Origin of the sequence: Caballeronia sp. LZ019 (assembly GCF_031450825.1) — a bacterium.
In the GTDB taxonomy this organism is placed as follows: domain Bacteria; phylum Pseudomonadota; class Gammaproteobacteria; order Burkholderiales; family Burkholderiaceae; genus Caballeronia.
The window spans coordinates 474515-488616 of the sequence record NZ_JARTVZ010000002.1 but is presented as its reverse complement, the minus strand read 5'-3'; the positions used below and the strand labels follow the sequence as shown (position 1 = coordinate 488616).

The 14102-nt window shown below is 63.3% G+C and carries 13 protein-coding genes; 6 read left to right on the top strand and 7 right to left on the bottom strand.

Going from position 1 to position 14102, the window contains the following annotated elements; all coding sequences use genetic code 11:
* Window positions 1–53: 53 nt before the first annotated feature.
* Window positions 54–1277, bottom strand: a complete 1224-nt coding sequence (locus P9255_RS05200; RefSeq protein ID WP_309765850.1) for a PepSY-associated TM helix domain-containing protein — start codon at window positions 1275–1277, stop codon at window positions 54–56.
* Window positions 1278–1485: 208 nt separating this feature from the next.
* Here P9255_RS05200 and P9255_RS05195 point away from each other — a divergent pair, with 208 nt between their 5' ends.
* Window positions 1486–2376: a sterol desaturase family protein gene (locus P9255_RS05195; protein ID WP_309765849.1), complete on the top strand. Its 891-nt coding sequence runs from the start codon at window positions 1486–1488 to the stop codon at window positions 2374–2376.
* A gap of 76 nt (window positions 2377–2452) precedes the next feature.
* Here the strand turns inward: P9255_RS05195 and P9255_RS05190 are convergent, their stop codons facing one another.
* Entirely contained in the window at window positions 2453–2731 is a 279-nt protein-coding gene (locus P9255_RS05190; RefSeq protein WP_309789217.1) for a DUF3253 domain-containing protein, read from the bottom strand.
* Between the two features lie 10 nt (window positions 2732–2741).
* Window positions 2742–3872 carry a porin gene (locus tag P9255_RS05185; protein WP_309789216.1) on the bottom strand — a complete coding sequence of 377 codons (1131 nt, stop codon included), beginning with the start codon at window positions 3870–3872 and terminating at the stop codon, window positions 2742–2744.
* A gap of 463 nt (window positions 3873–4335) precedes the next feature.
* Between P9255_RS05185 and P9255_RS05180 the strand changes: the two genes are divergently transcribed.
* Together P9255_RS05180 and P9255_RS05175 are read left to right on the top strand one after the other, a co-directional pair.
* On the top strand, window positions 4336–4989 hold the full coding sequence (locus P9255_RS05180; RefSeq protein WP_309765846.1) for an N-acyl amino acid synthase FeeM domain-containing protein: 654 nt from the start codon (window positions 4336–4338) through the stop codon (window positions 4987–4989).
* A gap of 137 nt (window positions 4990–5126) precedes the next feature.
* Window positions 5127–8030: an EAL domain-containing protein gene (locus P9255_RS05175; protein ID WP_309765845.1), complete on the top strand. Its 2904-nt coding sequence runs from the start codon at window positions 5127–5129 to the stop codon at window positions 8028–8030.
* 43 nt (window positions 8031–8073) lie between these two features.
* Here P9255_RS05175 and P9255_RS05170 read toward each other — a convergent pair whose 3' ends face one another.
* The 3 genes from P9255_RS05170 to P9255_RS05160 all read right to left on the bottom strand — a co-directional run bounded on the left by P9255_RS05170 (window position 8074) and on the right by P9255_RS05160 (window position 10514).
* Complete coding sequence (locus P9255_RS05170; protein WP_309765844.1) at window positions 8074–8220, bottom strand: DUF3563 family protein; 147 nt, start codon at window positions 8218–8220, stop codon at window positions 8074–8076.
* 39 nt (window positions 8221–8259) lie between these two features.
* Window positions 8260–9234 carry a hypothetical protein gene (locus P9255_RS05165; protein WP_309765843.1) on the bottom strand — a complete coding sequence of 325 codons (975 nt, stop codon included), beginning with the start codon at window positions 9232–9234 and terminating at the stop codon, window positions 8260–8262.
* Between the two features lie 194 nt (window positions 9235–9428).
* On the bottom strand, window positions 9429–10514 hold the full coding sequence (locus P9255_RS05160) for an alpha/beta fold hydrolase (protein ID WP_309765842.1): 1086 nt from the start codon (window positions 10512–10514) through the stop codon (window positions 9429–9431).
* Window positions 10515–10733: 219 nt separating this feature from the next.
* On the opposite strand from P9255_RS05160, the gene P9255_RS05155 reads away from it, so the two are divergent.
* On the top strand, window positions 10734–11159 hold the full coding sequence (locus tag P9255_RS05155) for a CopG family transcriptional regulator (protein ID WP_309766769.1): 426 nt from the start codon (window positions 10734–10736) through the stop codon (window positions 11157–11159).
* Window positions 11160–11195: 36 nt separating this feature from the next.
* The gene (locus tag P9255_RS05150; protein WP_309765841.1) at window positions 11196–12248 is read left to right on the top strand and encodes a PHB depolymerase family esterase; all 1053 of its coding nucleotides are present in this window, start codon (window positions 11196–11198) and stop codon (window positions 12246–12248) included.
* A 3-nt stretch (window positions 12249–12251) separates the two neighbouring features.
* Here P9255_RS05150 and P9255_RS05145 read toward each other — a convergent pair whose 3' ends face one another.
* On the bottom strand, window positions 12252–13181 hold the full coding sequence (locus P9255_RS05145; RefSeq protein WP_309765840.1) for a LysR family transcriptional regulator: 930 nt from the start codon (window positions 13179–13181) through the stop codon (window positions 12252–12254).
* A gap of 118 nt (window positions 13182–13299) precedes the next feature.
* Here P9255_RS05145 and P9255_RS05140 point away from each other — a divergent pair, with 118 nt between their 5' ends.
* The gene (locus tag P9255_RS05140) at window positions 13300–14061 is read left to right on the top strand and encodes an SDR family oxidoreductase (RefSeq protein WP_309765839.1); all 762 of its coding nucleotides are present in this window, start codon (window positions 13300–13302) and stop codon (window positions 14059–14061) included.
* Window positions 14062–14102 lie beyond the last annotated feature (41 nt).

Genomic DNA, 14102 nt, shown 5'->3' with positions numbered 1-14102 from the left:
CATTTAAATAACGCGCGGCTTTGCGGAATCGCAACGCGTTCGGTGCTCAGGCGTCAGGACGACAGCGAGCGGCCGCGCGCCGCCCGCGCATCGGCGGCGGCGGCCGAGTGACGGCGCGCGGCGCGTTTTCGCATCCAGATGATGAGGCCCGTTGCGCTCAACACCGCGACCGCGACGCCGACCGCGCTGATCAGAATGCGCCCTGTCAGCCCGATAATGCGCCCCGAATGAAGCGGAAACTGCGCCTGCATGAAGACATCGCCTGCGGAACCGCGGCCTGGAATGGACGATCCGGCGAGCGTTCCGGTGTGGCCGTTGTAGTAAAGCCAGGCATTGCCGAGGCCGCCATCGCCGTGATCGTGGCCCGGTGCAAAGAAGCCGACGCCGTATGCCTGCATCGCGGGCACGTAGTACAGCGCGCCCATCGGCTCCGCGACGTTTTCGCGCTTCGCATCGCGCGCGGCGGTTTCGATGATTTGCGCGCGCGTCGCGGCCGGCTGGCCGGGCGGCGCGGCCCGCATCAGCTCCGCGTTCTCGAGAAACGATGGCGACAGCTTCGAGAACGCGGACACGATGGGCCGCACGACCGGATCGGCGAGGTTCATCGAAACCGACGTGAGCGCCATCATCAGCAACAGCGCCCAGATCCAGACGCCGCCCGAGCGATGCAGATCGAACGTCAGCGCATAGCCGCCGCGCCGGAAGCGGAACGCGAGCGACTTGCGCCACGCCTTGACGCTCGGAAACGACAGCACGAGCGCGATGCCGCTATCGAAAAGCCAGATGATGCCGACGATGCCGAGGAGCCACGTGCCCGTATCGAAGCCGGCGAGCACCGGCAGATGCAGCGTGTAGTGCAGTTTGTAGAGGAACGGCATCAGGTCGATGCGCGCGAGCGACACCGCGCCCCACATCCGCCGCGCCTGAACTTCGCCGGTGGCGGGGTCAACGGCGATCTGGTTGTAGTCGACCGCGTACGGCGCGCCCGTCGACGGATTCGTGCGCGGCCACACCATCATCTGCGTGGTATGCCCCGCCTCGACGCCGAGCGGCAGATAGGTCACTTCGACGCGCGGATCGGCGGCTTCGACGCGCCGCGCGAGTTCCAGCGGCGGCAGCGGCGCGCCGTCGGTGCGTGCGTGGAAGAACGACGGATTCAGAATCGCATCGATTTCGTGATCCCACGCGATGACCGCACCGGTCAGCCCCGAGACGAACAGGAACAGCGCGGTCGCGACACCAAACCAGCGATGCAGGCGGACGAGAACCGGCCTCATGCTTGCATTGCCCTGAAACGGAGGTTGCGCGCGGCTGCGATCATTCGACGCTCTTTGGTAAATAGGAATTATTCGCAATGTTATACAGGACCGGCGATGCGGACAAGCGTTTCGTAAGGCGGCGACATCCGGCGAAACAAATGCTGCGTGGTTTTTGACAGGCGCCGTCACTACAGTGGGTTCATTCGCAACCACTCAGGGCGACAGCATGAAACTGATCGGGAAGTTATCGATGTATGTGCTCGTCATCGTGCTCGCGGCATCGATGATCGAAGCGCTGATTCTCAGCCGCGTCCGCAAGGGGACCGCCCGTGCATTCGACTGGCACGAAGTGTTGATTTCTCTCGCGGATCTCGCCGGCCGCAAATTGCTTGCGTTTCTGCCGCTGTCGCTCGCGACGCCGGTGGTCGCGTTCGCGTGGGAGCATCGCATCCACACGGTGACGAGCAACGCGCCGCTGACGATCTTGCTGCTGTTCATCGGCATGGAGTTCTGCTACTACTGGTATCACCGCGCTTCGCACACCGTGCGTTTTTTCTGGGCGACGCATGCAGTCCATCACTCACCGAACCAGTTGACGCTTTCTTCGGCCTATCGCCTCGGCTGGACGAGCAAGATCACGGGCGCCGCGATGTTCTTCACGCCACTCGTGTGGCTGGGTGTGAAGCCCGAAGTCGTGCTCGCGGCGTTGTCGATCAACCTGCTCTATCAGTTCTGGCTGCATGCGACGTGGATTCCGAAGCTCGGCTGGCTGGAATACGTGCTCAATACGCCTTCGTCGCATCGCGTGCATCACGCGTCCAATGCGGCTTATCTCGATGCGAATTTCGGCGGCGTGCTGATCGTGTTCGACCGCCTGTTCGGCACGTATGTCGAAGAGCGCGCGGATGAGCCGTGTCGTTATGGCCTTACGACGCCGACCACATCGCGCAATCCGATCGTCGTCGAGACGGAGCACTGGACGAGCCTCGCGAAAGACGTGCTGAGCGCGAAGAGCGTGTCCGACGCAGTGGGCTTCGTGTTGCGCCCGCCGGGCTGGCTGCCGGATGGCGAAGGAGAGACGACGGCCGAGTTGCAGAAGCGCGCGAAGGTGTCCTGAGGCTGCGACGGTTCTTCAAGCGAAGGCAGGACGAACGATCTCGATTATTCATCAAGCATCCTAAGCATTCATCGATTCAGGCCACCGGAAATTTTGCCCCGCGCCGCAAGCGAATGGGACCGCGAATGATCGCTTCCGGCGATACCGTAACCGCCCCTTGCGTGATCACGATGCTTCCCTCTTGCGCCAGCCGCGCGGCGACCTGGCGTATCGCGGGCATCAGTTGACGCCATGCTGTTTCATCGTCGGGAATGAGTTGGCGGGCGACATCGGACGGGCAAATGGATGCAGTCGGGGCGCGCCGCCCGAGCAGTTCCAGCATGCATAGCTGAATGTTCCTGTCCGATATCTTCATCGCTCAACGCTCAAAAGCTGTGCCGAAGCCCCGTCATCACCGATAGTTGCGTCAACCCTCCCGCCGCGCTCACTCCGCTCACGCCTTGCAATTGCGCGCCAATGAGCCCGCCGCGATACAGCGAGTAATCAGCCTCGACATAGACATCGGTGCGGCGCGACAGGCCATGATCGGCGACCACCTGGAACTGTGTTGCGTGACCATCTCCGCTTGCGTTCTTGCCGTCCTGAAGCGTGCGCCACACGTTGGCCGACAAGTGCGTGCGCCTGCCGATCAACTGTGTCACTCCGCCAAAGAACATTTGCCGCGATGAAAACTGCGTGAATCCCAGCGCCGTCAATTGAGCCGGCGTATAAGGGCCGTTCGGAGCGTTACCCAGATAAGCCGCGTCCTCGCGATTCACCGCCCAGCCCGCGTTGACCGACGTGTTCCCGAACGTATAGGCTCCGCCCGCCGTCCATGACTTCATGTGCGCGGAGCTGTTCACCGCGTCGCGCGTGTCGAGATAAGCCGCACCCAGCCGCAACGGCCAGCCCGGCACGTAGGTCACGGATGCACCAATCTGGCTTCCCGCGCCATAAGCGCCGGCCACGCCGCCGAACGCATACGAGAGTTCCATCGTCACGTCCTGCCAGCGCGCCGTGTACTTGGCCATGTTGCTGGTCCAGACGCCCTGCGCCATGCCGACCTCCGGCCTGAAGACATACACCGTCGGCAGCCATGGATTGGTGACATAGGTCCGCAGCACGGCCGTCGCGAGCGGATTGACTTGCCGTCCCAGCGTCAGTCGCCCGAAAGTCGAGGACCTGACGCCGACGAACGCCGTGTTGAAGAATGGATAGGAAGGGTCAGTCGTCCCGCTATTCGGGAAGAAGCGATTCTCCAACTGAAAAACGACGCTCGCTCCACCGCCGATGTCTTCCGAACCAAGCAAGCCCCAATGACTTTCGCCGAGGCCGCCGTTCGAGAGTTGCAGGCGGTCGTTGCCGGACGTATCCGCATGAGTCGTGTAGCGCAGCGCCGTATCCACGAGTCCATAGAGCGTCACAGAAGACTGAGCTCGCGCATTGACACCAGAAAGCGCAAGCCCTGCGAGCAGTACGGCCAGCGGTCGCGGTCTCCGTTTGTTACCCAGGTTCATTGTCTGCCCATGTGCTTAGCGAACTTATTGCGGTCGATGCAGTGTCGAACGTACTGCAATCCGAATGCGAAGGCCGCAGACTACCAGCAACGCACACGCGCCAGCGAGTTCGTGTCTCATCGGTAAGAAACGCCTTGACTTTTGCCTTCACTCGCTAAGGAAAAAAGGGAACACGGAAATACTCATGTAAAACCTACTCGCCTCGTCGACACGGCGCTCCCGGCTTGGCGGCCGGGACACATCACGTCCCGCACGTTCGTGAGAATCTTGGTCGTCGCGTTTAGGGGCCAACCTTTATTCCCTAAAGCGGCGCACTTTTTTCTTTCTTTAATCCACGGGATAAAAAATGGACCGCATCGACTCAGCACTTCTCACCCAACACCTGGGCTTTTCATCGCTCGAACAGGACCTGACGCCCGACACCGTCAAGAAAACGGAAAGATTGCCGTTTACGATAAAAGTCGTGAGTGATCAGGCAGAACTCGAGAAGGCCGTCGCAATGCGCCGGGCTGCCTACGGGCGCCATTTGCCGGAATTCGCGGAAACGATGGACGTCGAGGCGCTGGACGCCTCGCCCGGTACGGTCGTGCTGCTCGCGCAATCGCGGCTCGACGGGGGCCCGCTCGGCACCATGCGGATTCAGACGAACGTTCTCGGACCGCTCGCGGTCGAGCAATCCGTCCGCCTGCCGGACTGGCTGAACGAGGCGCGTCTTGCCGAGGCTACACGGCTCGGCGTCGCGCGCGGTGCGATCGGCCGGATGGTCAAGGTGGCGCTGTGCAAGGCGTATTACATGTATTGCGTTCAGAACGATATCGACTGGATGCTGATTACCGCACGTTCACCGCTCGACCGGGAATACGAGGCGATGCTTTTCAGCGACGTGTATGGCCAGAACGAATTCCTGCCGATGACGCACGTCGGCGGCATGCCCCATCGCGTGATGGCCAAGCCCGTTGCGCTGGTCCGCCAGCGCTGGGCCGCGGTCAATCACTCGTTTTACGGCTTCTTCTTCGAAACCGATCACGTCGACATTGATGTCAGCGTCGCCGCGGCGCTCGATGACGCGCAAGGCTGCGCCGATTACAGCGCGCTGCAATCGCTGAGCGAAGCGTAAGGTAACGAACGTCCGCTCAGGCATGATCGGGCGGACCGGTGATCGGCGGCGTCGGCGCATTCGTGCTGTCGTTGCCGATTGTCGTAGCATCTCGATCAACGAGGCGAAAGCGGTAGTCAAGGAGGAAAGGGCAGCAAATGACAAGCGATAAGTGGACGTTTCGGGACCGGCTGACGAGTTGGGCGTTCCTGCGGTTCTCCGTATACGTAGCGCCGTTCGTGATCGCGCTCGGCACCATCGCGGTCATGTTCTGGGCGCCGCGCCAGTTCGACACCACAGGCACGGTTCCGCTTCACTTTCATGTCATCGCGGACCCTTCTGCGACGCTGCAGCCCGCCGACGCCATCGCCCGCTTGCGCGAGTCGGCGTCCACTGCCTCTGCGCGCTTCAGCACGCATCGCGCGGAAACGCCGTTCTGGTTCCTGCTCGAAGCGCCCGCACGCGACACCGGTGTTCCCGCGTTCATCGAGCTTCCGTCGCGGCACGCGCAAACGATATCCTGCTGGAGCACGGACGCGCTCCCTGCCCTGCTCGGCGCCGGCGACCGCTACGGCACGCGCGGCGACATTCGCTTCAACAAGGCAGGCTTTGCGCTGCGACTCGATGCACGCACGGGCGAAACGCCCATTCTTTGCCGCGGCACGTTTTCCGGGCCCGCGTATATCACCGCGACCGCGCTGAGCCGCGACAAGCTCGAAGAAACCACACTGGATTTCCAACAAGGTGCGTCGCTGATTACGGGCGGGCTGCTCACGCTCGCCATCTTCGTGTTCGTGACGGCGATCATCAATCACGAATGGACGTACGTCATTTTTGCCGCATGGCTCGTCGGCAATCTGCGCCTGACGGCCAACGCGATGGGGTTCGATACCGAATGGATGGGCCGCCTCATCCCGCCCGGCCATATTCAGTTCTTGCGTGAATTCACGTTCGCGTCGTACTACATCCTCACCGCGACGCTGTTCGTCGAGTTGTTCCGCCGCGAGCTCAAAGCGATCGGCCTGCGCTGGACGCTGCACGCCGTGCGCTACGGCGGCTGCATCCTGATGGCCGCTGCGTTCACGCTCAGTTACGCCCACTTCATTCCGGTGCTGTGGGCGAGCGCCAGCTTTTGTATTGTCGTCCTAACTTATTTTCTGGCGCAGCTCGTCTTCAAGGCGCGCTCGCGAACGGTGCTGTGGTATGTCGCGTCGATGGGCATCGTGCTGTTCGCGACGCTGTCGGAAGTGCTGGAGGCGGCGTTCGGCTTCAAGGGGCTGGCAGGCGCGCATAGTCCCGTCGTAACGGCGCTCTCGTCGAGCATGCTGTGCGCGTTCGCGATCGCCGAACGCATGCGTGAAGAGCGAGAACGCCGCCGTCAGATGCAGATCGAACTGCGCAATACATATGATGTCACGCCCATCGGTCTCTTCACGCTGAACGAGGAGCATTGCTTCGTTCGCGCCAATCCCGCGCTGCACGCGATGCTCGGCCTGCCTCATGCGCAAGACGGCCTGCATCGCTGGGCCGACTACTTCGCGACAGGCGCCGAGCGTGCGCTCGACGAACTCCTGCGAGGCGACGAATCGGCATCGATCGAAATCGAAGGCGCGCCGGGGACCACCACCGCCGGACGCCGCTATTCGCTTCGCGCCATCCGCGCGAACGGGTTCATCGAAGGTTCGCTCGAAGACGTGACGGACCGCTCGAAAGCGGTCGAACGCCTGCACTTCCTCGCCGAGCACGACCCGCTCACCGGGCTTCTGAACCGGCGCGGAATCGAACATGCCATCGCGCGGCAATGCGAACAGCGCGGCGCGTGGGCGCTCGCGTATCTGGATCTCGACCGCTTCAAGGTGTTCAACGACCTCTTCGGCCACAGCACGGGCGATGAGATCCTTCGGCATGTCGCCGCGCGTCTCGTCGAGCGTCTGGGCTCGCATGTGCCGATCGGGCGCATCGGTGGCGACGAGTTCGTGTGCGTGCTGGCCGACATGACGATCGACGATGCCATCGCGCGCTGCAAGGAACTCGTCACCGCGTTGAACGCGGCGCCGTTTCTCGTCGATACCCGCGCTTTCCAGGTAAGAGGATCCATCGGCGTCGTCGAGTGCTCGCATGGCGAACGCGGGCAGGACGCGCTCGCCTACGCCGACCGGGCCTGCCGCGCCGCGAAGCGCGGCGGCAACGCGCGGCTCGTCGCATTGCGCAAGGGTGCGCCCGCGTTCGAGGAACGCGCCGCCGAGATCAATCTCATCGAAGCGCTGGGCGAAAGCCGCTTGCCCGATGGACTCTTCCTCGTGATGCAGCCGATCATGTCGATGCACGCGCCGGGAGAAGCGCTCGACTTCGAAATGCTGCTGCGTCTGCGTACGCCCGATGGGGCCGTCGCGACTGCGGGCAAGCTGATCGCCGCCGCCGAGGACTCGGGCACGATCGTGCAGATCGACCGCTGGGTGCTGTCGACGACGCTTGCATGGCTGAGCGAGAACCGCGCATCGCTCGCAAGAACGCGCTTCGTCTGCGTGAATCTGAGCGGCGGCTCGCTCAACGACGAGCACTTCCTCGACGAGCTGTTCGCGCTCTTCTCGCGTTACGAGGACGTGGTGCACTACCTGTGCATCGAGATCACGGAGAGCGTCGCGCTGCACGACCTGGAGCATACGGAGCGCTTCATCGCACGCGTGCATGACATGGGCGCGAAGATCGCCATCGACGACTTCGGCGCGGGGCAGACCTCGTTGCGCTATCTGAAGAAGCTGTCGGCCGACGCGCTGAAGATCGACGGCGAGTTCGTGCGGACGATGTGCAATCATCCCGCCGATATCGCGATCGTCGAAGCGATCATCAATCTCGCGCGCAACCTCGGGATGCGCAGCATCGCCGAATGGGTCGAAGACGTGCAAACACTCGATGCGCTGAAAGAACTGGGTGTCGATTACGTGCAGGGTTTTGCGATCGCGAAACCACAAGAGGCCCGCGACATCCTGGCGGCCTCTTCCGCCGCGAGCTTCGTGACCAATGCGGAAGTCAAACGTTATCTGCAAGCGGAAACGGTATGACCTGCATGCGCCACGGAGGTGGCGCATGCACTTGCAGTGCGATTCAGCGCAACACGTCGCCGGTTTCGAGCTTTCGTATGCGCCGCTCAACATCGGCGAGATCTTTCGCGTCGGAAACATACGCATCGTGCCGCTTGCGTTCGCTCGCGTCGAGCCAGGCATCCAGTAGATAGAACAGGAACATGATCATGGCAGTACACCGTCTGGTCGTGTGATAGGGCTCGCGCCATCATGACTGCGCGAAAACATCCGTGCCGCAAATGAGCGTCCGGGCTTGCAGGGGTTCGAGCGCGGCCGCGAGCCGCCGGCCTTGCGCTTCGCTCACCATGCCGCTGAGCACATCGGCGAAGCGCGGGGCCTCCACGCCCGAAACGATGTACTGCCAACGATATGCATCGAGCACGCCCGCGCAGACGCGTGCCTCCTCGTCGTCGGACAACGCGCGGTCGAGCATCGAGAGGAAGCAGTGTGCATCGGCTGCGGCCTGCGTCTGCAATAGGCCGTCTATCGCACAGACGAGATCGATGAGATCGCCGACTGCCGCATCGCGCGCGGCTTCGTCGATGCGCGCATCTTCCCGCTGCCATTCGATTTCGTCGATGATCGCGTGCTGCGACTCCTCCTGCCAGTGAAACAGGAAGATGTCCTTGAAAAGCGGCGACATGCTGCTGTCGCTTTCCATGCTCTGCCGGTAGTGCACCTGCGTGACGATCTCGATGCAGCACGTCAGCGCAAGGATCGACCACGTTGACTTCGTGAGCACGAGCGCGGCGACGTCGTCGGCGTTGGCCGTGAAGCGATAGCCGTGCGGCATGGCCGCCGCGGCGAGCACATCGACACGGCGGAACAGTTCCTGATGCTTCAGCTCTTCGTCGGTGAATCGCACGATGGCTTCGAATGCGGTCTGATCGGCGAGCGCGTGGTCACGGCCCAGTTCGATCATCTTCGCGCCGATGAAGCGCTCGATCAGCCCGAACATGTTCGCGTAAGTGCGGCCCTGAATCTGCGACATCAGGCGGCGTTCGCCGTCATCGAGAAACGGCAGGCGTTCCGTTTCGCTCAGTCCTTCGGGCATGAACTTGTGCAACGGGTCGAAGTGACGGCCGCGTAATACGTCCCGGTCGATGTCCCAGCGAATGCGGCGCGATGCTTCGATGCATTTCATGTAGCGTTGCTGGGCGGCTTGAGGACTGAAGGCTTTCATGGACAACTCCGTGAACTGTCTATCGGAAGAGAAAGGACGGTTCGGCGGAAGAAGAATGAATGCGTTGCGCCACCGTCTGGAGATCATTCTGGGCAGACGCATGCGCGAAAACATGAGTCGCGCGTCCCGGTTGACGCCGGGATCGGGCGCGCAATACGTGTTAATGCGGGACACGTGTCCCGGCGAGCGTGGGTCTATGTCGAAACGTCGTCGAAGCCGGCGCGGCGCGCAAGCACGATCGCCTGTCCGCGGCTATCGACTTCGAGCTTCGAAAAGATGCTGGTGAGGTGATTGCGCACCGTCTTTTCGCTCAACGCGAGCCGCGCGGCGATCTGCGCGTTGTCGCGGCCGCCCGCCAGCAATTCGACGATGTCGCGCTCGCGCGGCGTCAGCATCGCGAAGGCGGGATCGGGCGCGGTCGTTGCCGGAAGAAACGCCCGCACTTCGTCGCGCCATCGCTGCCAGGCGGGTTCGGTTTCGAGCACGAGATGATTGTCGCTCTCGAGCGGCACGAACCGCGCACCCGGGATCATGCCCGCAATCAGGCGGCTCTCATCGAACGGAACGCGCGCATCGCCGCTTGCATGAAGCACGAGTACCGGGCATTCCACCTTCGGCAGCAGATCGAAGACATCGATCTCGTTGAAGACGCGCATGATGCGCGCCGCGTTGCGCGGCGTGGTCGTCATGCGTTCGAGTTCGTTGAACCAGCGATGCTGTTCCGGACTGCCGCCCGGTATGAACTGCGTAGTGAAGAACTGGCGAAACGCGGGATTGCTCTTGCCCCAGCCGATTTCCGCGAGGCGCACGAGCATCTCCGCTTCTTCGTGCAGCGCGAGATCGTCGGTGCGTTTGAGACGTCCTCGCGAATAGCCGCCGTGCAGCACGAGATGCGTCACGCGCTCGGGATGCGCAACCGCATAAGCGACTGCGATCGACGCGCCTTGCGATATGCCAAGCAGCGGAAAACGGTCGATCCCGCAGGCGTCGACGACGGTTTCGAGATCGCGCAGCCAGGCATCGAACGATATTTCGGCGACATCTCTATCGGAGAGACCACAGCCGCGCTGATCGTAGCGGATCAACGTGTGATGCTGGCACAACTCCAGCATCAGATGGCTCCACACGGGGCTCGAAAAGTCCAGCTCCAGATGACTCAGCCAGTTCGCGGCCTTGATGAGCGGCGGCCCCGCTCCGCATGTCGCGTAAGCGATGCGCGCGCCATCGCTCGACGTGCATAGACGTATCTGTTGCCGCGGCGGGGACGAACACTGCTTCATAACGAGGCAATGATGTAGGGAGTACGTACAAATTCGGCCGATCGATACGATCGCCCGATTGAGTCATGCTCGCGCGCAATGGCGGGGGAGTCAAGGCTCGCGACCGGCGTTCTTTCCGCAACCGCGCACCGGACGTGCCGCTGCGGCCTGAGTTGACACTAGCGCCCGATAAGTCTATAACCATCCCATTGGATGGCGAACGGATGGAAGCGTCGGAGCATGGAAAAGACAGACACCCCCGAAGCGGCCCGCACGCGCGGCGGCGAAACGGAAAAAATTACGATCAATCTGGGCCCGGTTGACCTGGGCCAGATCGATTTGCTCGTCGAAGAAGGTTTCTATTCGAACCGGACAGACCTGATTCGCACGGCCATTCGCAATCAACTGGCCGTTCACGCGGTGGTCGTCCGGGAGACGGTGACGCGGCGCGAGCTGGTGCTGGGCTTGCAGTACTTCTCGAGGCGCGATCTCGAAGCGGTACGCGCCGCCAACGAGCGGCTCCGGATCCAGGTGCTCGGACTCGCCAGCATCGCTGCCGACGTGACGCCCGAACTCGCCTTGGCCACCATCGATTCAATCCTGGTGCGCGGCGCACTGCACGCACCGGCGGCCGTCAAGGCTGCGCTCGCGGATCGAATCCGCTAGCGCGACCCTGACCGTCAACGCTAAACGGACCCACAAATGAAACTCAACGAAGGCTTTCTGGACTCGATGAAAGAAGCGTTCGCGCGCTTCAAGGAACACGACACTGCCGCTGCAACCGACCTGATCAGGCGGGCGTTACGCGGAGAATCGGCGAACGTCGAGCCGCCGCCCGCGAAACGCCCGGAACGTGCGAAGGCCGAGCGCGTTCACCGGACATCGAGTGAAGCCGATACTGCCGTCGAGGATCGCGGACACTTCAGCCGCCGAAGCTACGCGAATGCCGCCGGACTGCGCGACTACAAGCTGTACGTGCCGAGCGGATATCGCGGCGAGCCGATGCCGCTCATCGTCATGCTGCACGGCTGCACCCAGGACGCGGACGACTTCGCGGCCGGCACGCAGATGAACGCACTCGCGGACGAACACGGCTTCATCGTCGTCTATCCGGTTCAGCCTCAAGCGGCGAATGCCTCGAAGTGCTGGAACTGGTTCAAGCCTGCCGATCAGGCGCGCGACGGCGGCGAGCCGTCGTTGATCGCGGGCATCACGCGCGAAGTCATGGCGAGCCACAGCGTGGACCCGGGGCGCGTGTATGTCGCGGGATTATCGGCGGGAGGCGCGATGGCCGCGATACTTGCAGAGACCTATCCCGACCTGTACGCCGCGGCAGGCGTGCATTCGGGGCTGCCCGCCGGATGCGCGCACGATCTCCCGTCCGCGCTCGCCGCGATGCGCGGCGGCAAGCGTCCCGCGCACGCGGCCACCCGGCCGCCGCGCTGCCCGCTCATCGTCATTCACGGCGATGCGGACACCACTGTTCACTACGCCAACGCCGATGCGATCCTGCGCGGCTTCAGCGTCGACACGAGCGCGTCGGCCGCGCCCGCAAGCGAGATGGTCAGTACCCGCAAGTACACGGTGCGCAAGCTGGTCTCGCGCGACGGCACGCGGGCGGAATGCTGGACGATCCACGGCGCGCCGCACGCGTGGTCGGGCGGCAGTTCACGCGGCTCCTTCACCGATCCTGCCGGCCCGGATGCGAGCGCCGCCATGCTGCGATTCTTTCTGGCGCATCCCCGGCGGGATTGAGCCCTATCGGGCTGATCCGCCCTGCAGCAGCCAGGCAGGATCGGAAAGATGCGCCGCGAAGAAATCGCCGAGCGCCGTCACCTTCGCCGGGCGCGCCCTCGCCGATGGCGTGACGAAGTACAAGCCGCCTCGCGTCAGCCGCCAGTCGGTCAGGATGGTTTCGAGACGGCCATCGGCGAGGTATTCGCCTGCAATGAATTCGGGCAGCTCGGCAATCGCGAGTCCTTCGAGCAGCATCGGCAGAAGCGCATCGGCGTTCGTGACGCGCAACGGTCCCGTCGGCGTGACGGGTTCTTCATCGCCTGCATCGTTCGTGAAGCGCCACACGGCGTTGCCCGCGCGATATGCATACGAAAGGCACGGGCGGCCCGCGAGATCGCGCGGATGCGTCGGGCGGCCATGCCGCTTCAGATATTCCGGCGAAGCCACGACGAGTTGCGACACCGGACACAGACGCTTCGCCACCAGCGACGAATCCGGCAAGGCCGCGATCCGCAGCGCCGCATCGAAACCCTGCGCGACGATATCGACCGTCGCATCCGACAGGTGCAAGTCCACCGATACTTCGGGATACGCCCGGAAGAACGCGGGCATGAGCGGCGCGACCCAGCGCAGCCCGAATGACATCGGCACCGCGAGACGCACCAGCCCGCGCGGCTGAATCGACATCTCGCGCGCGGCGCTTTCTGCCTCTTCCGCCTGCCGGTAAATGTCGCCGGCTTTCTGCGCGATCGTGCCGCCGAACTCCGTCAGCGCGAGCTGCCGCGACGTTCGATTGAACAGCCTCGCGCCCAGCCGATCTTCCAGCCTCGCCACCCCGCGCGACACCGTCGCGACCGAGACGCCCATCGCGCGGGCGGCGGCGGCGAAAGAGCCCTCTTCGGCAACCTTGGCGAACATGGCCAGGCCTTCAAAGTCCGGAAGCTTCGTCATTTCAATTCTGCAACGATGGTTTGCAGGCGATTCTATTTCGAAAAGACGCATCCGTCGATATTCTTCTCACATCGCTTCACGACATGACACCTCAACCGGACACACAAGGAGAAACATCATGGCACGCAAGCTCGAAGGCAAGATCGCGCTCGTCACCGGCGCCACCAGCGGCATCGGCCTCGCCACCGCGAAGCGCTTCGCAGCGGAAGGCGCGCACGTCTACATCACGGGCCGCCGCCCGGCGGAACTCGATGCAGCGGTTACGGCAATCAACGCGGTCGGCTCCGCGACGGGCGTTCGCGTCGACTCGTCGAAGCTCGACCAGCTCGATGCGCTGTATGAGCAGATCCGCGCAGAGAAAGGCCGGCTCGATGTGCTCTTCGCCAACGCAGGCGGCGGAAACATGCTGCCGCTCGGCGAGATCACCGAAGCGCATTATCACGACACGTTCGACCGCAACGTGAAGGGCACGCTCTTCACGGTACAGAAGGCGCTGCCGCTGCTGTCGAGGGGCGCCTCCGTGATCCTCGCGGGATCGACGACCACCATCGAAGGGACGGCGGCGTTCAGCGTGTATTCGGCGTCGAAGGCTGCGATCCGCAACTTCGCCCGTAGCTGGATTCTGGACCTGAAGGACCGCGGCATCCGCGTGAACACCATCAGCCCCGGTGCGACCAAGACGCCCGGACTCGTCGAGCTGGCAGGCCCGGACGAGGCGCAGCAGCAAGGCTTGCTCGACTATCTGGCGTCGCGCATCCCGATGGGTCGCGTGGGCGATCCTAACGAAATCGCTGCTGCGGCGCTCTTCCTGGCCTCCGACGATGCGAGCTTCGTGAACGGCGCGGAACTCTTCGTCGATGGCGGTCAGGCGCAAGTCTGAGCGTCGCGGACGGGACGGAGGCAGCGGTGTTCGCCGCCTCC